Source organism: Peribacillus sp. NPDC097224 (genome assembly GCF_044761985.1).
Lineage (GTDB): Bacteria > Bacillota > Bacilli > Bacillales > DSM-1321 > Peribacillus.
On record NZ_JBIWDK010000001.1, the window covers coordinates 362,083 to 379,681 of the forward strand.

Consider the following 17,599-nt stretch of genomic DNA (forward strand, 5'->3'; position numbering starts at 1 on the left):
TTTATGAAATATAGAATGATGTATTCCTTCTTGAATACAGATTTGCAATTAATTGAAAAAGAATTAGAAGCGGCAATTATAGCGGATTCCACGGTTTTGCGGGAAGCTTCACTACATTTACTGCAATCAGGTGGAAAACGTATTCGCCCGGTATTCGTCCTTTTAGGGGCGAAGTTTGGCGATTATGATATCCATGTAGTCAAGCATGTTGCAGCGACATTGGAACTGATACACACGGCTTCACTCGTACATGATGATGTTGTAGATGATGCGGATTTACGCAGAGGGTCTGCCACTATTAAATCGAAATGGGACAATCGTGTTGCCATGTATACCGGCGACTTCATTTTTGCAAGAGCACTGGAAATGATGGCAGTGATTGAGACCCCGCTTGCACATAAGATTCTCGCGGATACCATGGTCGAATTGTGCCTTGGGGAAATAGAGCAAATTAAGGATAAATACAATTTCAATCAAAACTGGCGAATTTATCTTCGAAGGATAAAGAGAAAAACAGCGTTACTCATAGCTTCAAGCTGCCAGCTCGGGGCGATTGCTGCCGGTGTTGATGAAAAAATCCATCAAAAGTTATTTAGATTTGGTTATTATGTTGGCATGTCTTATCAAATAACAGATGATATCCTGGACTTCACTGCATCTGAAGAAGAATTGGGTAAGCCGGCAGGCAGTGATTTGATACAGGGAAACATCACCTTACCCGTTTTGATTGCAATGGAAGACCCAATGCTTAAAAAGCTAATCGAAACGGTTAGGGAAGATATGTCCAAAGAAGATTTATCGAAAATCATTACAGCTATCAAGTCTTCAGGTGCCATTGAACAAGCGGCTAAGATAAGTGACCTTTATTTAGAAAAGGCTTTCTCGGAATTGAAAGGACTTCCCGCCATAAAGGCGAGGAAGACATTATCTGACATAGCAAAAAACATCGGAAAAAGGAAGTTTTAAAGCTTGCAGTTGCGAAACTGGACAAACCATGGTAGTATTCTAAAAGGATTGCCTTATAAAGGCAAATAACTATGATACATATTAGGAGTGACAATTATGGAAAAAACATTTTTAATGGTAAAGCCTGACGGCGTTCAACGTAATTTAATCGGTGAAATCGTTTCTCGTTTCGAAAAGAAAGGCTTCCTATTAGCTGGAGCAAAATTAATGGTTATCTCTCAGGAATTAGCTGAGCAACATTACGGAGAGCACAAAGAACGTCCTTTCTTCGGCGAATTAGTGGACTTCATCACTTCAGGCCCTGTTTTCGCAATGGTTTGGGAAGGTGAAAACGTAATTGCAACTGCTCGTCAAATGATGGGTGCTACTAATCCTAAAGATGCTGCAGCAGCTACAATTCGTGGCGACTTCGCAGTTACTGTAGGCAAAAACATCATTCACGGATCAGACTCAGCTGAAAGCGCTGCACGTGAAATTGGTTTATTCTTCAAAGAAGAAGAACTAGTTGAGTATTCAAAAATCGCTAACGAATGGGTTTACTAATTAGGTAGGTAAGAATATAAAAGCGGGTTTTGTCGAATGATTCGACAGAACCCGCTTTTTTTGTATCTTTGCAGTTATTGAAATTAAAGGCGTAAAGCGGCATTATTATTTAAAGAATCCCAAGCCCACTCCGATATAAAGAGAAGAACGACATAAATCAATAAGTTCGGGGGAGTCACAGCAATGCCTCAAGAATATGAAGAGTTTATTCGCAATATTAAAGTGTTGACAGGCATTGATTTGTCATTGTACAAGGAAGGGCAAATGAAACGTCGTCTCACCTCTCTGTATGAGAAAAGAGGGTATCGATCATTCCGGGAATATTTTAAAGACATTCAGTCCAATTCTAAAGTATTAAATGAGTTTTTAGACAGAATGACGATTAATGTTTCGGAATTTTATCGGAATGCGAAGAGATGGGAAGTTTTAGAGAAAAAAGTCCTGCCTTCCCTCTTAGCCAGCAAAAAAAAATTAAAAATATGGAGTGCTGCCTGTTCAACCGGTGAAGAGCCATATACAATTGCGATGATTTTATCGAATCTTGTTCCATTAAGCCAAATTGAAATATTGGCAACGGATTTAGATGAAAACGTAATTGCCCGGGCCAAAATGGGGGTGTATCCTGAGCGTTCTTTGAATGAAGTGCCAGATGATATAAAGAACAAGCACTTTAAAAAAGAAGATGATTTTTATCGTGTTGAAGATGAAATTAAGCGAACAGTCACCTTTAAGAAACATAATCTACTTGCAGATCGATTTGAACAGGGTTTTGACTTAGTCGTCTGTCGAAATGTCTTGATTTATTTTACTGAAGACGCAAAATGTCTTTTATATGATAAATTCAGTGCATCTTTGAAAAGTGGTGGTGTCTTTTTTGTGGGGAGTACAGAACAGATTTTTAATCCGGGAAAATATGAATTTGAAACCATAGACACATTCTTTTATAAGAAAAAGTAAATAGATTTACGGTATAGAGGGCTGAATGGAACATTCAGTTCTCTTTTCTATATACGTTATTGGACTAAAGGGCCATTTTTGGTAAGCTGAGAGAGAAGATGGGGGTGAAATGTTAGCTTGGGAAAGATTAAACTATATCGAAATTGTTTGAGAACATGTAAAATAATAAAAGAAAAGTGTTGAAATATAAAGAAATATTGATTTTGCTTTAACTGTATTCCCACTTTTCATAAAATTGTGTTATATTGATACATAAATCCTTTAAAGTGCTAAAAGGGGGCAGGAAAATGAGATATTTAACAGCGGGAGAATCACATGGTCCGCAGCTAACTACTATTATTGAAGGTTTACCAGCGGGTATGCCAATTACAAATGAGGATATTAACAAAGATTTGGGTCGCCGGCAAAAAGGGCATGGCCGAGGAAGAAGAATGCAGATTGAAAAGGATCAAGCCTTCATATCTTCTGGAATCAGACATGGTTACACGTTGGGATCACCGATCGCATTGGTAGTCGAGAATGACGATTGGAAGCATTGGACCAGAATCATGGGAAGTGAAGCTCTATCAGAGGAAGAAGCTGAAGAGATCAAACGCAAAATTACGCGTCCACGTCCAGGTCATGCAGACTTGAATGGTGGCATTAAATACGGTCATCGTGATTTACGGAACGTTTTGGAGCGCTCATCGGCCCGCGAAACGACCGTGCGTGTGGCAGCAGGTGCAGTAGCTAAAAAATTACTGGCTTTGTTAGGAATTGAAGTGGCATCACATGTACTTGAAATCGGTGGTATAAAGGCTGATCCTCCTCAATATGAGTCGATTCAGCAGTTACAGCAGGTGACGGAAGAATCTTCAGTCAGATGTTTTGATAAGAATGTCGAGCAACAAATGAAGGATGCCATTGATGATGCTAAACAAAAGGGAGATTCAATCGGCGGCGTTGTGGAAGTCATTGTTGAAGGAATGCCAGTGGGCGTTGGAAGCTATGTTCATTATGACCGTAAACTCGATGCTAAGCTTGCAGCGGCAATTATGAGCATTAACGCTTTTAAAGGTGTCGAGATAGGTATAGGATTCGAAGCGGCTCATCGATTCGGTAGTGATGTTCATGATGAGATAGCTTGGGACAAGGATAAGGGCTACTATCGGAAAACGAATCGCCTGGGTGGTTTTGAAGGCGGGATGACGACTGGTATGCCGATTGTTGTACGTGGTGTCATGAAGCCAATTCCGACATTATATAAACCGTTGAAAAGCGTTGATATCGATACTAAGGAAGTATTTGAAGCAAGTGTGGAGCGCTCTGATAGCTGTGCTGTGCCAGCTGCAGCCGTGGTTGCCGAGGCAGTAGTGGCCTGGGAACTTGCGACGGCAATCGTGGAACAATTTCCTTCAGACCGCTTTGATCGATTGGAAGAATACATAAATTCTTATCGGGAAGAAGTAAAGGAGTTTTAACGATGGAATCCATACAAATTAAAACGGCTTCCAAGCAATACCCGGTTGTAATAGGCAAGAATGCGATTCATGAATTATCCGATTTCATTTCCAATGAATATAGTCATGTAAGCAAGATTTTAATCATTACGGATGAAAAAGTAGCAGAATTGCATTTACAGACAGTCAAAAGCGCTTTAATTAAGACGGGAAAACCGGTGTTGCACCATGTTGTTCCGGAAGGGGAGCATGCTAAGACATTTGACGTATTTTACGAGTGCCAGAGCTACGCCTTATCCCAACGACTTAATCGGAAGTCAATGATTATTGCTCTTGGCGGTGGTGCAGTCGGCGACCTAGCTGGATTTGTTGCGGCCACTTTTATGAGGGGAATCCCGTTTATCCAGATCCCGACGACTTTACTTGCGCATGATAGTGCTGTTGGTGGCAAGGTTGCCATCAACCATCCACTAGGAAAAAATATGGTTGGTGCCTTTCACCAGCCTGAAGCGGTCTTTTATGACCTTGAATTTTTACATACGCTTCCATTACAAGAGTTACGTTCGGGTTTTGCCGAAGTAATTAAGCATTCCTTGATTGCTGATGAAGACTTTTACCGATGGTTAAGGTTGAATATTGTGGATCTCACCAATGTAACGGATGAACAATTTCTAATCATGATTACAAAAGGGATAAGCATAAAAGCATCCATCGTAGAAAAGGACGAAAAAGAAACGGGTATCCGTGCCTATTTAAATTTTGGTCATACACTTGGTCATGCTATTGAAGGCTCTATGGGATATGGTAACTTTACTCATGGCGAATCCATTTTAATAGGAATGGTCTACGCCCTGAAATTAAGTCAGAAGAAACAGGATCTTGATTTTAACCTTAACGAGTTCATACAATGGGTTTCCTCTTTAGGTTATCAAACAACTATACCTCAGCAGCTTGAAAAAGAAGTATTGCTCCATTTGATGAAAACTGATAAAAAGTCCGTCCATGGCGGTGCTACATTTGTCTTGCTAAAACAATTGGGTTCTCCTGTGTTAATGGATATGGAAGATTCGCTACTGTTAGAAGAAATGACTGATTTAATGTGATTGAAGAATGGGGGAATCGTGTGTGATTAGAGGAATAAGGGGCGCAACAACCGTAGAAAATGACACAGAATCAGAAGTGATTTCTGCTGTTGAACTACTGTTGGAAGAAATTATTCGAAAAAACGATATTGAACCTGAAATGGTTGCCTCCGTATTTTTTTCTGCAACGGATGATATACGCTCCGTCTTCCCTGCCAAAGCCCTCAGGAAATTTGAAGGGTGGACATATGTACCGGTCACTTGTATGCAAGAAATTCCTGTGATAAATTCTTTGCCTTCCTGTATAAGAGTGATGCTTCATGTAGAGACGACGAAATCGCAGAGAGATATTGAGCATGTATATCAAGCGGGTGCCACTGTTTTGAGGCCGGATTTAACTAAAAAATTAGAATTCAAGAAAAAAGATATGGTATAATATTTGTGCACTTTGTTGCTTTAAAGTAGTAAAAATAGGGGTGAATGATATGAAATGGAATGAAGCGGTCCTTTCCTTGAAATCTTATCAACCGGGAAAATCAACCGATGAAGTGAAGAAAATGTATGGTCTTGAAAAAATAGTGAAACTTGCTTCAAATGAAAATCCGTTTGGGTGTTCCGAAAAAGTTAAAGATAGCATAAAAAATGCAAGCCATTCTTTCGCTATTTACCCTGACGGATATGCAACCTCGCTTAGAGAGGCCGTTGGTATACATACAGGTGTTAAAGAGACACAACTTATTTTTGGGAATGGATCAGATGAGAATATTCAAATAATATCAAGGAGTTTGCTTGGAGCGGGAAAAAACACTGTTATGGCTACGGGGACTTTTTCACAGTATCGACATAATGCCACCCTTGAAGGGGCGGAAATTAGAGAAGTGCCGCACATTGACGGAGCTCATGACCTAGAAGGTATGCTTAATGCTATTGATGAAAACACATCTGTTATTTGGATCTGTACACCTAATAATCCGACAGGAAAATACATTCCCGAACCTGATTTAATTGCATTCCTTGAAAAAGTTCCGGAAGATGTACTTGTTGTTTTAGATGAAGCCTATAGTGAATATGCAGTGGCTGAGGATTATCCGAGAACCAATCAATGGATCAATAAATATAAGAATCTGATCATACTTCGAACATTTTCAAAAATATACGGTCTTGCCAGCTTTAGAGTTGGATACGGATTGGCTGATGAAGACATTATCCAGAAGCTTGATCCATCGCGTGAACCATTCAATGTGAATACATTCGGACAAAAGATTGCCGTCGTGGCATTAGAGGACCAGGCCTTCATAGAAAAATGTAGGACGGAAAACCAAAAAGGTCTACAACAGTATTATGAGTTTTGTGAATCGGAAAATCTCTCATATTATCCATCTCAGGGTAATTTTATTTTCATTCATTTCAATCATGACGCTGATGCAGTATTTCAGTTTTTATTGGAGCGGGGATATATCGCAAGATCAGGTAAGTCATTCGGTTTCCCAAATAGCGTCCGTGTGACGATTGGGTCGACGGAGGAAAATGAAGGAATGATTCGTGCTATTAAATCATTCTTGACTGAAGTAAGTTTGCCTTCTAATTCAATACATTAATTTCATCTAGGTTAGAGGACTAAAGGAGCGGGGGAGAGAAGAGTGAAAGGAAAGGTTTTCGTAATTGGCCTCGGACTAATTGGTGGATCGTTGGCCATGGCTATCCGCCATGCTCATCCTGACGCTGTAATTGTTGGTTATGATTTAAACGAAAAGAATTTACAACTAGCCACCTTATTAGGAATCATTGATGATTCCGTATCTTCTCTTGAAGCTGGCGCCTGTGATGCCGATTTAATCTTAATGGCGGTCCCCGTCAATGAAACGGTCCGGACTTTAGCGGAATTAGCTCATCTGGACTTAAAAAGGGATGTCATCATATCGGATGCTGCAAGTACGAAAACAACCGTTGTGAATGCGGCCAGCAGCTTGATCAATAGAGGTTACACCTTCATAGGGGGCCATCCAATGGCTGGTTCCCACAAGAGTGGAGCGGGGGCAGCCAAATTGCACTTATTTGAGCACGCGTTCTATTTACTTACTCCAGAGGAACATGTCGAGGAAGAAAGAATAGAGCAGTTAAAACAATGGTTAAGTGGCACAAGAGCTAATTTTTTGGTAGTCTCACCTGATACCCACGACAGAATTACAGGAGTGATCAGTCATTTTCCACATATCATCGCCTCAGGCCTTGTCAAACAGGCGGAAGCATACAGTCAGGAGAATGAGCTGATTTCAAGGCTTGCTGCAGGAGGCTTTCGTGATATTACTAGAATAGCTTCCAGTAATCCCGAAATGTGGCGTGATATTTTATTACATAACCGTGAAGTGCTATTAGTGTTGATGAATGATTGGTTAAGGGAAATGGAATATATCAAAGAACTTGTAGCCAATGAAGATAGCGAAGAAATTTTTCGTTTCTTTACTGATGCCAAGGTATATAGGGATGACTTACCGAGCAATATGAAAGGTGCCATTCCGGCGTTTTATGATTTATATGTTGATATACCAGATTACTCAGGGGTCATTTCAGAGATTACTGGTTATTTGGCACAGGAAGGAATCAGTATAACGAATATACGAATCATCGAAACAAGGGAAGAAATATATGGCGTACTAGTAATCAGCTTCCAGACAGAGGAAGACCGTATTAAAGCTGCTGATTGTGTGGCGAGGCATACTGATTATGAAACGATTCTGGCATAAAATAATACATGGTGAAGGATGGTTGTATGAAGACAAAAAGGTTGCCAACGAACATTCAATCTTTGCGTGGAACGATCGCTGTACCGGGGGATAAGTCTATCTCCCATCGATCTATTATGTTTGGAGCGCTAGCTGAAGGGGTTACGGAGGTTACTAATTTTTTACCTGGTGCGGATTGCTTAAGTACAATCTCCTGTTTCAAGCAGCTTGGCGTGAGCATAGAACAAGAGGGTCAGCTAGTCCGTATAGAGGGGAAAGGATTCAATGGGTTGACTGAGCCTCGTGAAGTCCTGGATGTCGGAAATTCTGGAACTACGATTCGATTGATGCTAGGTATCTTGGCTGGACAAGACTTTTCTGCAGTCCTCGCTGGTGATTCCTCCATTGCTAAACGGCCGATGACAAGAGTGGTGAATCCCCTCCGTGAGATGGGAGCGCTCATAGACGGACGTAAAGACGGCGAATACACGCCCCTTTCCATAAGGGGAGGGCAATTACAAGGGGTTCGCTATCAATTGCCTGTAGCTAGTGCCCAGGTCAAATCTGCCATTATCCTTGCGGGGCTACAAGCTGAAGGAGAAACGATCATCGTGGAGCCGGAAGCGACACGAGACCATACTGAACGGATGATCCAACAATTTGGTGGAAAAATTGAAAAAGACGGTCAAACGATTAAAGTAAGTGGCAATCAGTTGTTCAAAGGAACTACTATACATGTGCCTGGCGATATTTCTTCGGCTGCATTCTTTATGGTAGCTGCAGCGATTACAAAAAATAGTGAAGTTGTTTTGAAAAACGTAGGCCTTAATCCCACAAGAACAGGCATTATTGAAGTGATGAAGGCAATGGGAGCGGATATAACGGTCGATTTACATTCTGGAGAAGGTGAACCCGCAGGAGACGTTACTGTACGGAGTTCCCAATTAAAAGGGACGACGATCAGTGGTGATTTGATTCCTCGTTTAATTGACGAGATTCCGGTCATTGCTCTCCTAGCCACTCAAGCGGAAGGTATTACCACAATCAAGGATGCTAGTGAGTTAAAGGTAAAAGAGACGAACCGGATAGACACGGTGGCCAATGAGCTTAAAATCCTGGGAGCGGATATAACGCCGACTGCAGATGGATTGATTATTAGTGGGCGTAAATCCCTTCAGGGAGGGACGGTCACGAGTCATGGAGATCACCGCATTGGAATGATGCTTGCAATAGCGGCATTAATTACTAATGGGGATGTTCAACTGGAAGACCCAGGAGCCATTGATGTTTCGTATCCGGAATTTTTTGACCATTTAACATACTTGATTAAGTGAATTGAAAAAAGTTTGCAGATATTTTGGTGCTGCAAACTTTTTTTATTTTTTTGTTTTTTGCTCCTATCCCTTTGTAAGCGTTGTCAAAATAACGTTTTATGAAATATAACGGTGGGGACTGATGATAAAGGTCCGATTAATCAAAAAGGAGATTCTCCTTTCCATGGAGAATTAGATAGTAACCTTTTTTTATGAAGAATGGGGGGAACTACATCAATGGAATTACCGGGCTGCAGTATGGTAAACTAAATATTACTGTTTTTACTAAACATCTTCACGATCCGTTTCATCCTTTTTATGATAGGAAAGTTGACGTTTTGCGTGATGTTGTTTGTCTAGAGACTAAGTTTATGCAAAAGGAAGGAAGCAGCTATGAATATAGTAGAACAAGTTATTCAGTATTTAAAAAAAGGGGAATTAACAGAAGCTCTTAAACATATAAATCGAATTAAATCATCAGAGTCGGCAGAGGACATCTTATTGTTGGCTGAGGAAATGTTCCAACTTGGGTTTGTCGAGGAAGCTAAGGATCTTTTTGAGCATCTACTGGCACTGTATCCAGACGAGGGCGAGTTGATTGTTTCTTTAGCAGAAATCCTTATCGATATGGATCAAGAAGATGAAGCCATGCTGATGCTTGAAAAAGTCAGCCCGGAAGATGAGGTCTATCCAAGTGCCCTATTACTAGAAGCAGACCTTTATCAATTACAGGGGATGAGCGAGGTCAGTGAAAGGAAATTGTTGCAGGCTAAGGAATTATTGCCGGATGAGATCATCATTGATTTTGCACTAGCTGAACTATTTTATCATCAAGGAAGAGACCAGGATGCCATTGCAAATTACATAAAGGTATTAGAACGGGAACATGAAATTGCAGGGGTGAACGTCAATCAGCGTCTTGCGGAAGCGTTGAGTAGTTCGGGGAAATTCGAGGAGGCCCTTCCTTACTTCGAGAAGGCCTTAGATGGTAGCGTCGAAATCAATACGCTATTTGAATACGCCTTTACTGCCTTCCAAGCTGGTCTATATGAAACTGCCGTGCGCAAGTTTATCGAACTGAAGGAAATAGACCATGAGTACCATTCCCTCTACTTATACTTAGCAAAAAGCTATGAACATCTAGAGGATCTTGATAAGGCTTTGAATACGGTTAAGGAAGGCATCAAGGCAGATGAGTTCAATAAGGAACTATATTTCTTCGGTGGTAAAATCGCCTTGAAAAGCGGTTTGGAGGATGAAGCGGAAAACCTATTCAAAGAGGCTTTGGCAATCGATCCCGGCTACTTAGAAGCTGCCCTTACCCTACTGAAGCTCTATATGCATAATGAAAGGTATGAAGATATTTTAGAATGCATTGGTGAGGTAAGGAGATATGGCGAGGATGATCCACAGTTTGAATGGATAGCTGCTGTCTGTTATCAAAAAACAGAGCAATATAAAGAGTCATTAACCAGCTATGGTAAAGCATATAATTCTTTCAGAGACAATCCGGATTTTCTGGAGGATTACGGTTTCTTTTTAATTGAAGAAGGAGACAGCGCTACTGCTAGAGAAGTATTTAACAAGCTGCTCGTAATAAATCCGGCAAATGATGAATATGCGATGATTTTGGAACGTTTAGGTGAAAGTTCAGGGCTATAAAAAAATAGTAAGACAGAGGAGGGAATTCATGGTGGCTACCCCTGTTTCTGTAAATGAGAAAAAGGATTTTATTCGGTGGTTTTTAAATCATTATCAACTTAAAAGAAGAGAATGTGTTTGGATTTTAAATTATCTAATGAGTCACGACCAATTAATGAAAAAGGTCCATTTTGTAGAGAATGCACAATATTGTCCCCGTGGTCTTATCATGTCTACCCATTGTGTGGAGGAAGTGCCTTTCAGATTTTATAAATCCAATATCATGACAACCGATGCAGAGAAATCTTTTCATGATATTCGATTGAATCGGGATGAGGATATCTATATCCAGCTAAATTTCAAATCAGCTTATTCGTCTTATCAATACGCCGCAGTATTGGAAAATAACCCGTTCATGCCAAAATCAACAGCCGCTAATGAAAAAGATCAGCTACTTGCTGAGCAGTTTTTAGAGAAGAGTATGCTTCATTTCGAGAGAGACCGAATACTCAAGGCAATCGATGAAGCGTTGGATAAACATGATGAACAAGCTTTTAAGGATTTAACGGAACAACTCAATCAACTAAAAGTACTGGGATAAATTGCAAAGACCTTTCCTGAAGCAGGAAAGGTTTTTTATTTTTATTTTTTTAAAAAATATGGTTAAAAACTACATTTTTATGAATACTAGGGGTATATGGTAAAGATATTACGATAAATGGTACAATGAAAAGGAGTTGATTCGATAAAGTGGGAGTGGAGTAAAGAATATGAAGTGGTCAGCAAAAGAATTGGATATGTATATCCATGCAAAAGAGTTTGTGGATACGGCATTAATACCATTGGTTCCCCTCTCTTTTGGAGAACAAATGAAACAGTCAGGTTCGAATAACGAATTCATTACTATTTTGAGTATGGAAATCGAAAAGCAAATGAAGGGCAGAATGCTTTTAATGCCAACATTTCACTACCTAAGTGATGAGGAGGACAAGCTTTCCATTCTAAAGCGTTGGTCTGAAAAACTGGAAGCAAACAACTTTAAGCATGTATTTTTCCTTACATCGGATATCGAGTGGAAAAAGAATGAATTGGAATTGGAGCATCATTTGGTTTGGATTCCTGCCATCCCGCTTGAAAATTTAGAAAATGCCCAAGCTAGGGCTATGATTAGCCAACAAGTCAATCAAATTCTAGACATATTTACTCATTACTGGAAAAGCTAATAAAATAAGGGTTTTTTTCATTTTTTGACACATAGTTGCCACCTTTTGGGTTTTACAAATATTGACCTTGGGAAATTATTGATATATCATGGAAATGTCCTAGTTTTATAGTGTTGCTATTTAGTGGTCCAATGGGCTCTCAATATAGTAATAGAGGGGGGGAAAACGCATGAGCAAACATAATGTTTCACGACGTCAATTCCTTAATTACACACTTACTGGCGTTGGTGGATTTATGGCGGCCGGTATGTTGATGCCTATGGTTAGGTTTGCAATTGATCCAGTACTATCAGCTGATAAAGGCGGGGATTACATTGCAACTAAGCAGAAGGTAAGCGAACTGACTACAGAACCAGTCCGAGTTGATTTTAGCTTTAAGCAGGTCGACGGGTGGTATGAGTCTGAAGAAACAAACACAGCTTGGGTTTATAAAACGGATGATGGGAAGTTAGTTGCACTATCTCCAATTTGTAAGCATTTAGGTTGTACGGTAGCGTGGAATACGGATAAATCTAATCCAAACCAGTTCTTCTGTCCTTGTCATTATGGCAGGTACACGAAAGATGGCATGAACGTGAAAGGGACACCACCGATTTCACCTTTGGATGTCTTTGACACGAAAGAAAAAGACGGAATTCTTTATTTAGGTCAACTAAAACCGCACGGGGAGGCGTAAACATTGCTAACAAAGTTATATGACTGGGTGGACGAGCGTTTAGACATTACGCCGTTATGGCGGGATATTGCTGACCATGAGGTTCCGGAACATGTTAACCCTGCGCATCATTTTTCTGCATTCGTATATTGTTTTGGTGGGTTAACTTTCTTTATCACGGTCATTCAAATTTTGTCAGGTATGTTCTTGACGATGTATTATGTACCCGATATCAAGAATGCTTGGGAATCGGTTTATTATTTACAAAACGAAGTGGCCTTCGGTCAAATTGTCCGTGGCATGCATCACTGGGGAGCAAGTCTAGTTATCGTTATGATGTTCTTACATACTCTTCGTGTCTTCTTCCAGGGAGCTTACAAAAAACCGCGCGAATTGAACTGGATGGTTGGCGTATTAATCTTCTTTATTATGCTGGCATTGGGTTTAACAGGATACTTATTACCATGGGATATGAAAGCGCTATTTGCAACAAAAGTTACACTGACCATTGTCGAATCGGTACCTTTAATGGGACCGGCACTTAAGACATTGATAGCAGGAGACCCAACAATCGTTGGTGCACAGACATTGACTCGATTCTTCGCGATTCATGTATTCTTCCTTCCTGCGGCATTATTTGCATTATTGGCGGCTCATTTCTTAATGATTCGTAAGCAAGGTATTTCAGGTCCACTATAAAAGAATATGGAACAAGAATCATAAAAACCTTTTCATAAAGGAGGGGATCATTCAATGCATCGTGGGAAAGGTATGAAATTCGTAGGCGACTCGCGTATTTCTGCGAACCGTAAACCGAATATTCCGAAAGATTATTCTGAATATCCTGGGAAAACTGAAGCATTTTGGCCGAATTTCCTTTTAAAGGAATGGATGGTCGGAGCAGTATTTTTAGTTGGCTATTTATGCTTGACAGTTGCACATCCGTCCCCATTGGAAAGGATAGCCGATCCGACAGATACAGCGTACATTCCGCTGCCTGACTGGTATTTTCTATTCCTTTACCAATTACTTAAGTATACCTATGCTTCAGGTCCGTACAATGCAATTGGAGCCATGGTTATACCAGGTTTAGCTTTTGGAGCATTGCTTCTGGCACCGTTTTTAGATCGCGGTCCTGAGCGTAGTCCAGCTAAACGCCCATTTGCTGTAGGGTTTATGTTATTAGCCATTGCTGGAGTGTTTTATTTAACATGGGAATCGGCGGCCCATCACGATTGGGAAGCTTCTAAAAAGCAGGGGGCCATCGTAGAAGGTGCTGACATCGATAAAGATAGTGATGGTTATAAGCTTATGGATTCAAGCGGATGTATAAGCTGTCATGGAGCAGAATTGACAGGTGGGGCAGGAGCACCTAGCTTGATTGACACCGGTTTAACTCCAGAAGAAGTTTCTAAAATTGCTGTCAAAGGTCAAGGGGCAATGCCAGCTGGTATGTTCAAAGGTTCTGATGAAGAATTGAAGACATTGGCTGAATTCGTTTCTGGTTTATCAGCAAAATAAATGCAGGTAGCATTTGTTTTTCGCTACTGCTGAATAAAAATGGCTGACAACTCTGTTGTCAGCCATTTTTATTGAATGGAATGACAATTTAAAAGAAAAACTTGGATTTGGAGGATAGAATCTGTAATATGAATATATAGAGAATGCGAGGGAAAAGTGGATGAATGTGATTTATAGTTGGTTTGCGCATCGGCAAGTACTTGTTTTATTGTTAATAGTGAATGTATTCGGAACGGCATATGGATATTATTGGTATGGTTATCAATTAGCTGAAACACCTGCTATCTTTTTACCATTTGTACCTGATAGCCCAACGGCTTCTTTGTTTTTTTCACTTGTATTAGTAGGATTTCTACTCAAGAAAAACTTTGGTTTCGTGGAAGCCTTGGCAATCATGACTTTATTCAAATATGGTATTTGGGCCGTTGTGATGAACGTACTTACTTTATTGACGACCGGCACATTGCCAATAGAAGGCTATATGTTAATGGCATCCCATTTAGGGATGGCAATTCAGGGGATATTATACGCACCATTTTACAGAATAAAACCTTGGCATTTAATTTTGGCCGGAATCTGGACCATACATAATGATATAATCGATTACGTTTTTAAGATGATGCCCAGCTATCGTGATTTATTTGAGTATATGGATATGATCGGTTATTTCACGTTTTGGCTCAGTATATTGTCCATTTTCGTTGCTTGGTATTTCGGATACAGAAAAGGGAGATTTACGCTTTCTTTCATAAAGTAAAAATGACCTTGTTCATAATTAAATGGGCAAGGTTATTTTTTTATCATGAACATGGTCTACTCATGTTTTTTTGCTCATATCGTTTTAGTAGAGATATGAGGAGGGACGAGTATCATGTTGAAAAAATTCATCTTAACCACTGCCCTTTTATTTTCCGTCTTGAATTTCCCTGTTTATGCACAATCCTCTTCAAATTTGGAGAAGTTGGACAACATTTCGGATAAAGCTCTCGAAATGGCCAAGTTGAAGCGATATGATGATTCAGAAAAGATGCTGACATTTTTTTCTGATCAGTTTATAAAAAAGACTGCAATAGAGCAAATTCTTGATATGGACGAACTTCGAATCATTACCGTTGCTCATAATGAAGCATTGATGACGATAAAGGATAGTAGTAAGGGAGATTCCGAAAAGATTAATTCCGTCACTAAGTTTAGACTTGTAATGGATGCAGTTAAGTCTACGCATCAACCCCTCTGGACTGAAATGGAAGATCAAATGATGAATTCTTTTAGACAAACGAAAGACGCGGCAACCAATCAAGATGCCATCACTTTTAATGATCAATTGAACTTATTCCTCTCGCAATATGAAATGATTTATCCCAGTTTAAAAGTGGACCTTTCCAGGGAAACAATTCAACAGTTGGATACCCGAATTCAGTATATGGATCAATATCGTCCTGAAGTGATTAGGAAAGGTGGAAATCAAAAAGAAATGGAAGACCTGCAGGATGAATTGACGGCTGTCTTTGAGGAAATGGGAGAAGACGATTCAGACCCCTCCTTATGGTGGGTGATCATTTCAACGGGCAGTATAATAATTATGACGCTATCCTATGTAGGTTGGAGAAAATATAAGGGAGATCGTGAAAAGCCAACCAAGGAACGTAATGATTGAAAGGCGCTACCCTGAAGAACACTATATTTGACATGACCGTCCCGTATCCATAGAATAAAAGTAATTATAGTTCTTAGGAGGAAACCATGTATTTCATTTATTTGGCGATTATCATCTTAATCCCGATTTACGCACAAATGAAAGTGAAGAGTACGTATAAAAAGTACTCTCAAGTGCCTGCTTCATCAGGTATGAATGGTGCAGAGACTGCTAGGGCCATTCTCGACCAAAATGGTCTCTACAATGTAAGAGTCGAAGAAACACCAGGCATGCTATCCGATCATTACGATCCAAGAGATAAGACAGTACGCTTATCCACAGATAACTATCATGGACATTCAGTTGCTGGTGTAGCTGTTGCAGCCCATGAAGTTGGACATGCGATACAAGATAAGGAAGCTTATGCATTCTTGCGGATTCGTCATGCGTTAGTCCCAGTCGCAAACTTTGGTTCGAATATTTCCTGGATTTTAATTTTAGTCGGTATGTTTGCGAACATACCAGCTTTATTATTAGCGGGTATCGTATTCATGGCTGCAGCTGTATTATTTCAGGTAGTCACTCTGCCAGTTGAGTTTAATGCTTCCTCACGGGCAATGGATCAACTTGTTTCCGTTGGAGTCATCCGAAATGATGAAGAGAGAGAAACGAAAAAAGTGTTAAGTGCTGCCGCGATGACCTATGTAGCTGCTGCTCTTGTAGCTGTACTCGAATTAGTTCGCCTTCTGCTTATGTACACAGGTATGAGGGAAGAAGATTAAGAAAAGGCATGATTTCATTTTGAAATCATGCCTTTTTCAATCTCTACATTCACGTACGAACTACAGGGATATTTCAAGGATCATCCGAAAGCGTTATCGTATTATTGGATTTTTGTTTTCATCTAACGTAAAACCTTCTCCTAGAACGTCATGTACTTCACTGACAGACACAAAAGCATGGGGGTCGACTGACGTTATAGCACTTTTTAATCGGACAAGTTCATTTTTGGCAACGACACAATATAGAATTTCACGATTGTTTTTTGTGAATGAACCATAGCCTTTCAAGACTGTTACCCCCCGATCCATGTCATGCATGATCCTTTCAGCAATTTCTTCATTTTTCTCACTGATAATCATGGCTCCTCTTGCAGCGTAGGCACCTTCTTGCATAAAGTCGATGACGCGCGCCCCTATGAATACGGCTACGAGGGTATACATCGCTTCTCGATAATCCAAATAAGTTAAAATGGAAAGACCAATGACGACCGCATCGAATATAAACATGGTACGCCCCATCCCCATCCCTAAATAACGATGAGCAAATTGGGCAATAATATCAACTCCGCCCGTCGTTCCGCCATACCGGAATATGATGCCCAGGCCAACACCGACAAAGACCCCTGCAAACAAGGCAACCAGCATTAAATCTTGGCCAAGATTTATTTCAAACTGATACCTTTCAAAAATCCAAAGCCAAGCCGATAAACCGACAGTGCCAACGATTGTATAAAAAAAAGAAGTTCGGCCCAAGTATTTCCAACCAACGAAGAAAAGGGGAATATTTAATATCAAATTGGAATATGACGGATTTAAACCAATGAGTTGATATATAATCAAGGTAAGACCAGTGAACCCGCCTTCTGCCAAGTTATTTTGCATATTGAAATGGACAAGGCCGAATGCAAAAATTCCAGCTCCAATTAGGATGAACAGGATGTTTTTCACTTTTAAACCGTTTAGCATGTCTAGAGACCCCCAAAACGTATGTATTCAAGTAATTTACTTATTATAACCAATTAACCATTTGTGAGCAATTAATTACGGTGGGCGTATCGGTTGTCATCTCTTGCACTTTTAGCTAACATGGAGTAGAAATAAATATTTGTAATCGAATA

General features: G+C 40.1%; 19 protein-coding genes. 18 read left to right on the plus strand and 1 reads right to left on the minus strand.

All coding sequences use genetic code 11. The features are described 5' to 3' along the window. Positions 1–3 precede the first annotated feature (3 nt). From hepT to ACIQXR_RS01960, 18 genes are all read left to right on the plus strand, one after another. Positions 4–966, plus strand: coding sequence for a heptaprenyl diphosphate synthase component II (gene hepT, locus ACIQXR_RS01875; RefSeq protein ID WP_402956690.1), 963 nt, complete (start codon positions 4–6; stop codon positions 964–966). Between the two features lie 96 nt (positions 967–1,062). Then, complete coding sequence (gene ndk / locus ACIQXR_RS01880; protein ID WP_402869169.1) at positions 1,063–1,509, plus strand: nucleoside-diphosphate kinase; 447 nt, start codon at positions 1,063–1,065, stop codon at positions 1,507–1,509. A 183-nt stretch (positions 1,510–1,692) separates the two neighbouring features. Next, entirely contained in the window at positions 1,693–2,466 is a 774-nt protein-coding gene (locus tag ACIQXR_RS01885; RefSeq protein WP_403079380.1) for a CheR family methyltransferase, read from the plus strand. Positions 2,467–2,753: 287 nt separating this feature from the next. After that, positions 2,754–3,926: a chorismate synthase gene (gene aroC / locus ACIQXR_RS01890; protein WP_403079382.1), complete on the plus strand. Its 1,173-nt coding sequence runs from the start codon at positions 2,754–2,756 to the stop codon at positions 3,924–3,926. A gap of 2 nt (positions 3,927–3,928) precedes the next feature. Beyond that, the gene (aroB, locus tag ACIQXR_RS01895; RefSeq protein WP_402956694.1) at positions 3,929–5,008 is read left to right on the plus strand and encodes a 3-dehydroquinate synthase; all 1,080 of its coding nucleotides are present in this window, start codon (positions 3,929–3,931) and stop codon (positions 5,006–5,008) included. 22 nt (positions 5,009–5,030) lie between these two features. Beyond that, the gene (aroH, locus tag ACIQXR_RS01900; RefSeq protein ID WP_402869162.1) at positions 5,031–5,423 is read left to right on the plus strand and encodes a chorismate mutase; all 393 of its coding nucleotides are present in this window, start codon (positions 5,031–5,033) and stop codon (positions 5,421–5,423) included. A gap of 49 nt (positions 5,424–5,472) precedes the next feature. After that, entirely contained in the window at positions 5,473–6,585 is a 1,113-nt protein-coding gene (gene hisC / locus ACIQXR_RS01905) for a histidinol-phosphate transaminase (protein ID WP_403079384.1), read from the plus strand. Between the two features lie 42 nt (positions 6,586–6,627). Next, positions 6,628–7,731, plus strand: coding sequence for a prephenate dehydrogenase (locus ACIQXR_RS01910; RefSeq protein WP_402869158.1), 1,104 nt, complete (start codon positions 6,628–6,630; stop codon positions 7,729–7,731). Between the two features lie 26 nt (positions 7,732–7,757). After that, positions 7,758–9,044: a 3-phosphoshikimate 1-carboxyvinyltransferase gene (gene aroA / locus ACIQXR_RS01915; protein WP_402869157.1), complete on the plus strand. Its 1,287-nt coding sequence runs from the start codon at positions 7,758–7,760 to the stop codon at positions 9,042–9,044. Between the two features lie 372 nt (positions 9,045–9,416). Further along, on the plus strand, positions 9,417–10,685 hold the full coding sequence (locus ACIQXR_RS01920) for a tetratricopeptide repeat protein (RefSeq protein WP_402956702.1): 1,269 nt from the start codon (positions 9,417–9,419) through the stop codon (positions 10,683–10,685). A 28-nt stretch (positions 10,686–10,713) separates the two neighbouring features. Further along, positions 10,714–11,265 carry a ReoY family proteolytic degradation factor gene (locus ACIQXR_RS01925; RefSeq protein ID WP_402869153.1) on the plus strand — a complete coding sequence of 184 codons (552 nt, stop codon included), beginning with the start codon at positions 10,714–10,716 and terminating at the stop codon, positions 11,263–11,265. 169 nt (positions 11,266–11,434) lie between these two features. Beyond that, entirely contained in the window at positions 11,435–11,887 is a 453-nt protein-coding gene (locus ACIQXR_RS01930) for a YpiF family protein (RefSeq protein ID WP_402869151.1), read from the plus strand. Between the two features lie 169 nt (positions 11,888–12,056). Next, positions 12,057–12,563 (plus strand): QcrA and Rieske domain-containing protein, encoded by a 507-nt coding sequence (locus ACIQXR_RS01935; protein ID WP_402869149.1) that lies wholly within the window; start codon positions 12,057–12,059, stop codon positions 12,561–12,563. Between the two features lie 3 nt (positions 12,564–12,566). After that, on the plus strand, positions 12,567–13,241 hold the full coding sequence (gene qcrB / locus ACIQXR_RS01940; protein ID WP_034307974.1) for a menaquinol-cytochrome c reductase cytochrome b subunit: 675 nt from the start codon (positions 12,567–12,569) through the stop codon (positions 13,239–13,241). 54 nt (positions 13,242–13,295) lie between these two features. After that, positions 13,296–14,063: a menaquinol-cytochrome c reductase cytochrome b/c subunit gene (locus tag ACIQXR_RS01945; RefSeq protein ID WP_402869148.1), complete on the plus strand. Its 768-nt coding sequence runs from the start codon at positions 13,296–13,298 to the stop codon at positions 14,061–14,063. 160 nt (positions 14,064–14,223) lie between these two features. Then, the gene (gene lhaT, locus ACIQXR_RS01950; RefSeq protein ID WP_403079385.1) at positions 14,224–14,820 is read left to right on the plus strand and encodes a lipoprotein heptaprenylglyceryl N-acetyltransferase LhaT; all 597 of its coding nucleotides are present in this window, start codon (positions 14,224–14,226) and stop codon (positions 14,818–14,820) included. 114 nt (positions 14,821–14,934) lie between these two features. Then, positions 14,935–15,720, plus strand: coding sequence for a sporulation protein YpjB (ypjB, locus tag ACIQXR_RS01955; protein WP_402869144.1), 786 nt, complete (start codon positions 14,935–14,937; stop codon positions 15,718–15,720). A gap of 86 nt (positions 15,721–15,806) precedes the next feature. Beyond that, the gene (locus ACIQXR_RS01960) at positions 15,807–16,481 is read left to right on the plus strand and encodes a zinc metallopeptidase (RefSeq protein ID WP_402956706.1); all 675 of its coding nucleotides are present in this window, start codon (positions 15,807–15,809) and stop codon (positions 16,479–16,481) included. A 93-nt stretch (positions 16,482–16,574) separates the two neighbouring features. On the opposite strand, the gene ACIQXR_RS01965 is transcribed toward ACIQXR_RS01960, so the two are convergent. Next, on the minus strand, positions 16,575–17,447 hold the full coding sequence (locus ACIQXR_RS01965) for a YitT family protein (RefSeq protein WP_402869141.1): 873 nt from the start codon (positions 17,445–17,447) through the stop codon (positions 16,575–16,577). Between the last annotated feature and the right edge of the window lie 152 nt (positions 17,448–17,599).

Coding starts and splice junctions, on each gene's coding strand:
- hepT (WP_402956690.1), top strand. CDS start 4: ATGAAATATAGAATGATGTATTCCTTCTTGAATACAGATTTGCAATTA.
- ndk (WP_402869169.1), top strand. CDS start 1,063: ATGGAAAAAACATTTTTAATGGTAAAGCCTGACGGCGTTCAACGTAAT.
- ACIQXR_RS01885 (WP_403079380.1), top strand. CDS start 1,693: ATGCCTCAAGAATATGAAGAGTTTATTCGCAATATTAAAGTGTTGACA.
- aroC (WP_403079382.1), top strand. CDS start 2,754: ATGAGATATTTAACAGCGGGAGAATCACATGGTCCGCAGCTAACTACT.
- aroB (WP_402956694.1), top strand. CDS start 3,929: ATGGAATCCATACAAATTAAAACGGCTTCCAAGCAATACCCGGTTGTA.
- hisC (WP_403079384.1), top strand. CDS start 5,473: ATGAAATGGAATGAAGCGGTCCTTTCCTTGAAATCTTATCAACCGGGA.
- aroA (WP_402869157.1), top strand. CDS start 7,758: ATGAAGACAAAAAGGTTGCCAACGAACATTCAATCTTTGCGTGGAACG.
- ACIQXR_RS01920 (WP_402956702.1), top strand. CDS start 9,417: ATGAATATAGTAGAACAAGTTATTCAGTATTTAAAAAAAGGGGAATTA.
- ACIQXR_RS01925 (WP_402869153.1), top strand. CDS start 10,714: ATGGTGGCTACCCCTGTTTCTGTAAATGAGAAAAAGGATTTTATTCGG.
- ACIQXR_RS01930 (WP_402869151.1), top strand. CDS start 11,435: ATGAAGTGGTCAGCAAAAGAATTGGATATGTATATCCATGCAAAAGAG.
- ACIQXR_RS01935 (WP_402869149.1), top strand. CDS start 12,057: ATGAGCAAACATAATGTTTCACGACGTCAATTCCTTAATTACACACTT.
- ACIQXR_RS01945 (WP_402869148.1), top strand. CDS start 13,296: ATGCATCGTGGGAAAGGTATGAAATTCGTAGGCGACTCGCGTATTTCT.
- lhaT (WP_403079385.1), top strand. CDS start 14,224: ATGAATGTGATTTATAGTTGGTTTGCGCATCGGCAAGTACTTGTTTTA.
- ypjB (WP_402869144.1), top strand. CDS start 14,935: ATGTTGAAAAAATTCATCTTAACCACTGCCCTTTTATTTTCCGTCTTG.
- ACIQXR_RS01960 (WP_402956706.1), top strand. CDS start 15,807: ATGTATTTCATTTATTTGGCGATTATCATCTTAATCCCGATTTACGCA.
- ACIQXR_RS01965 (WP_402869141.1), bottom strand. CDS start 17,447: ATGCTAAACGGTTTAAAAGTGAAAAACATCCTGTTCATCCTAATTGGA.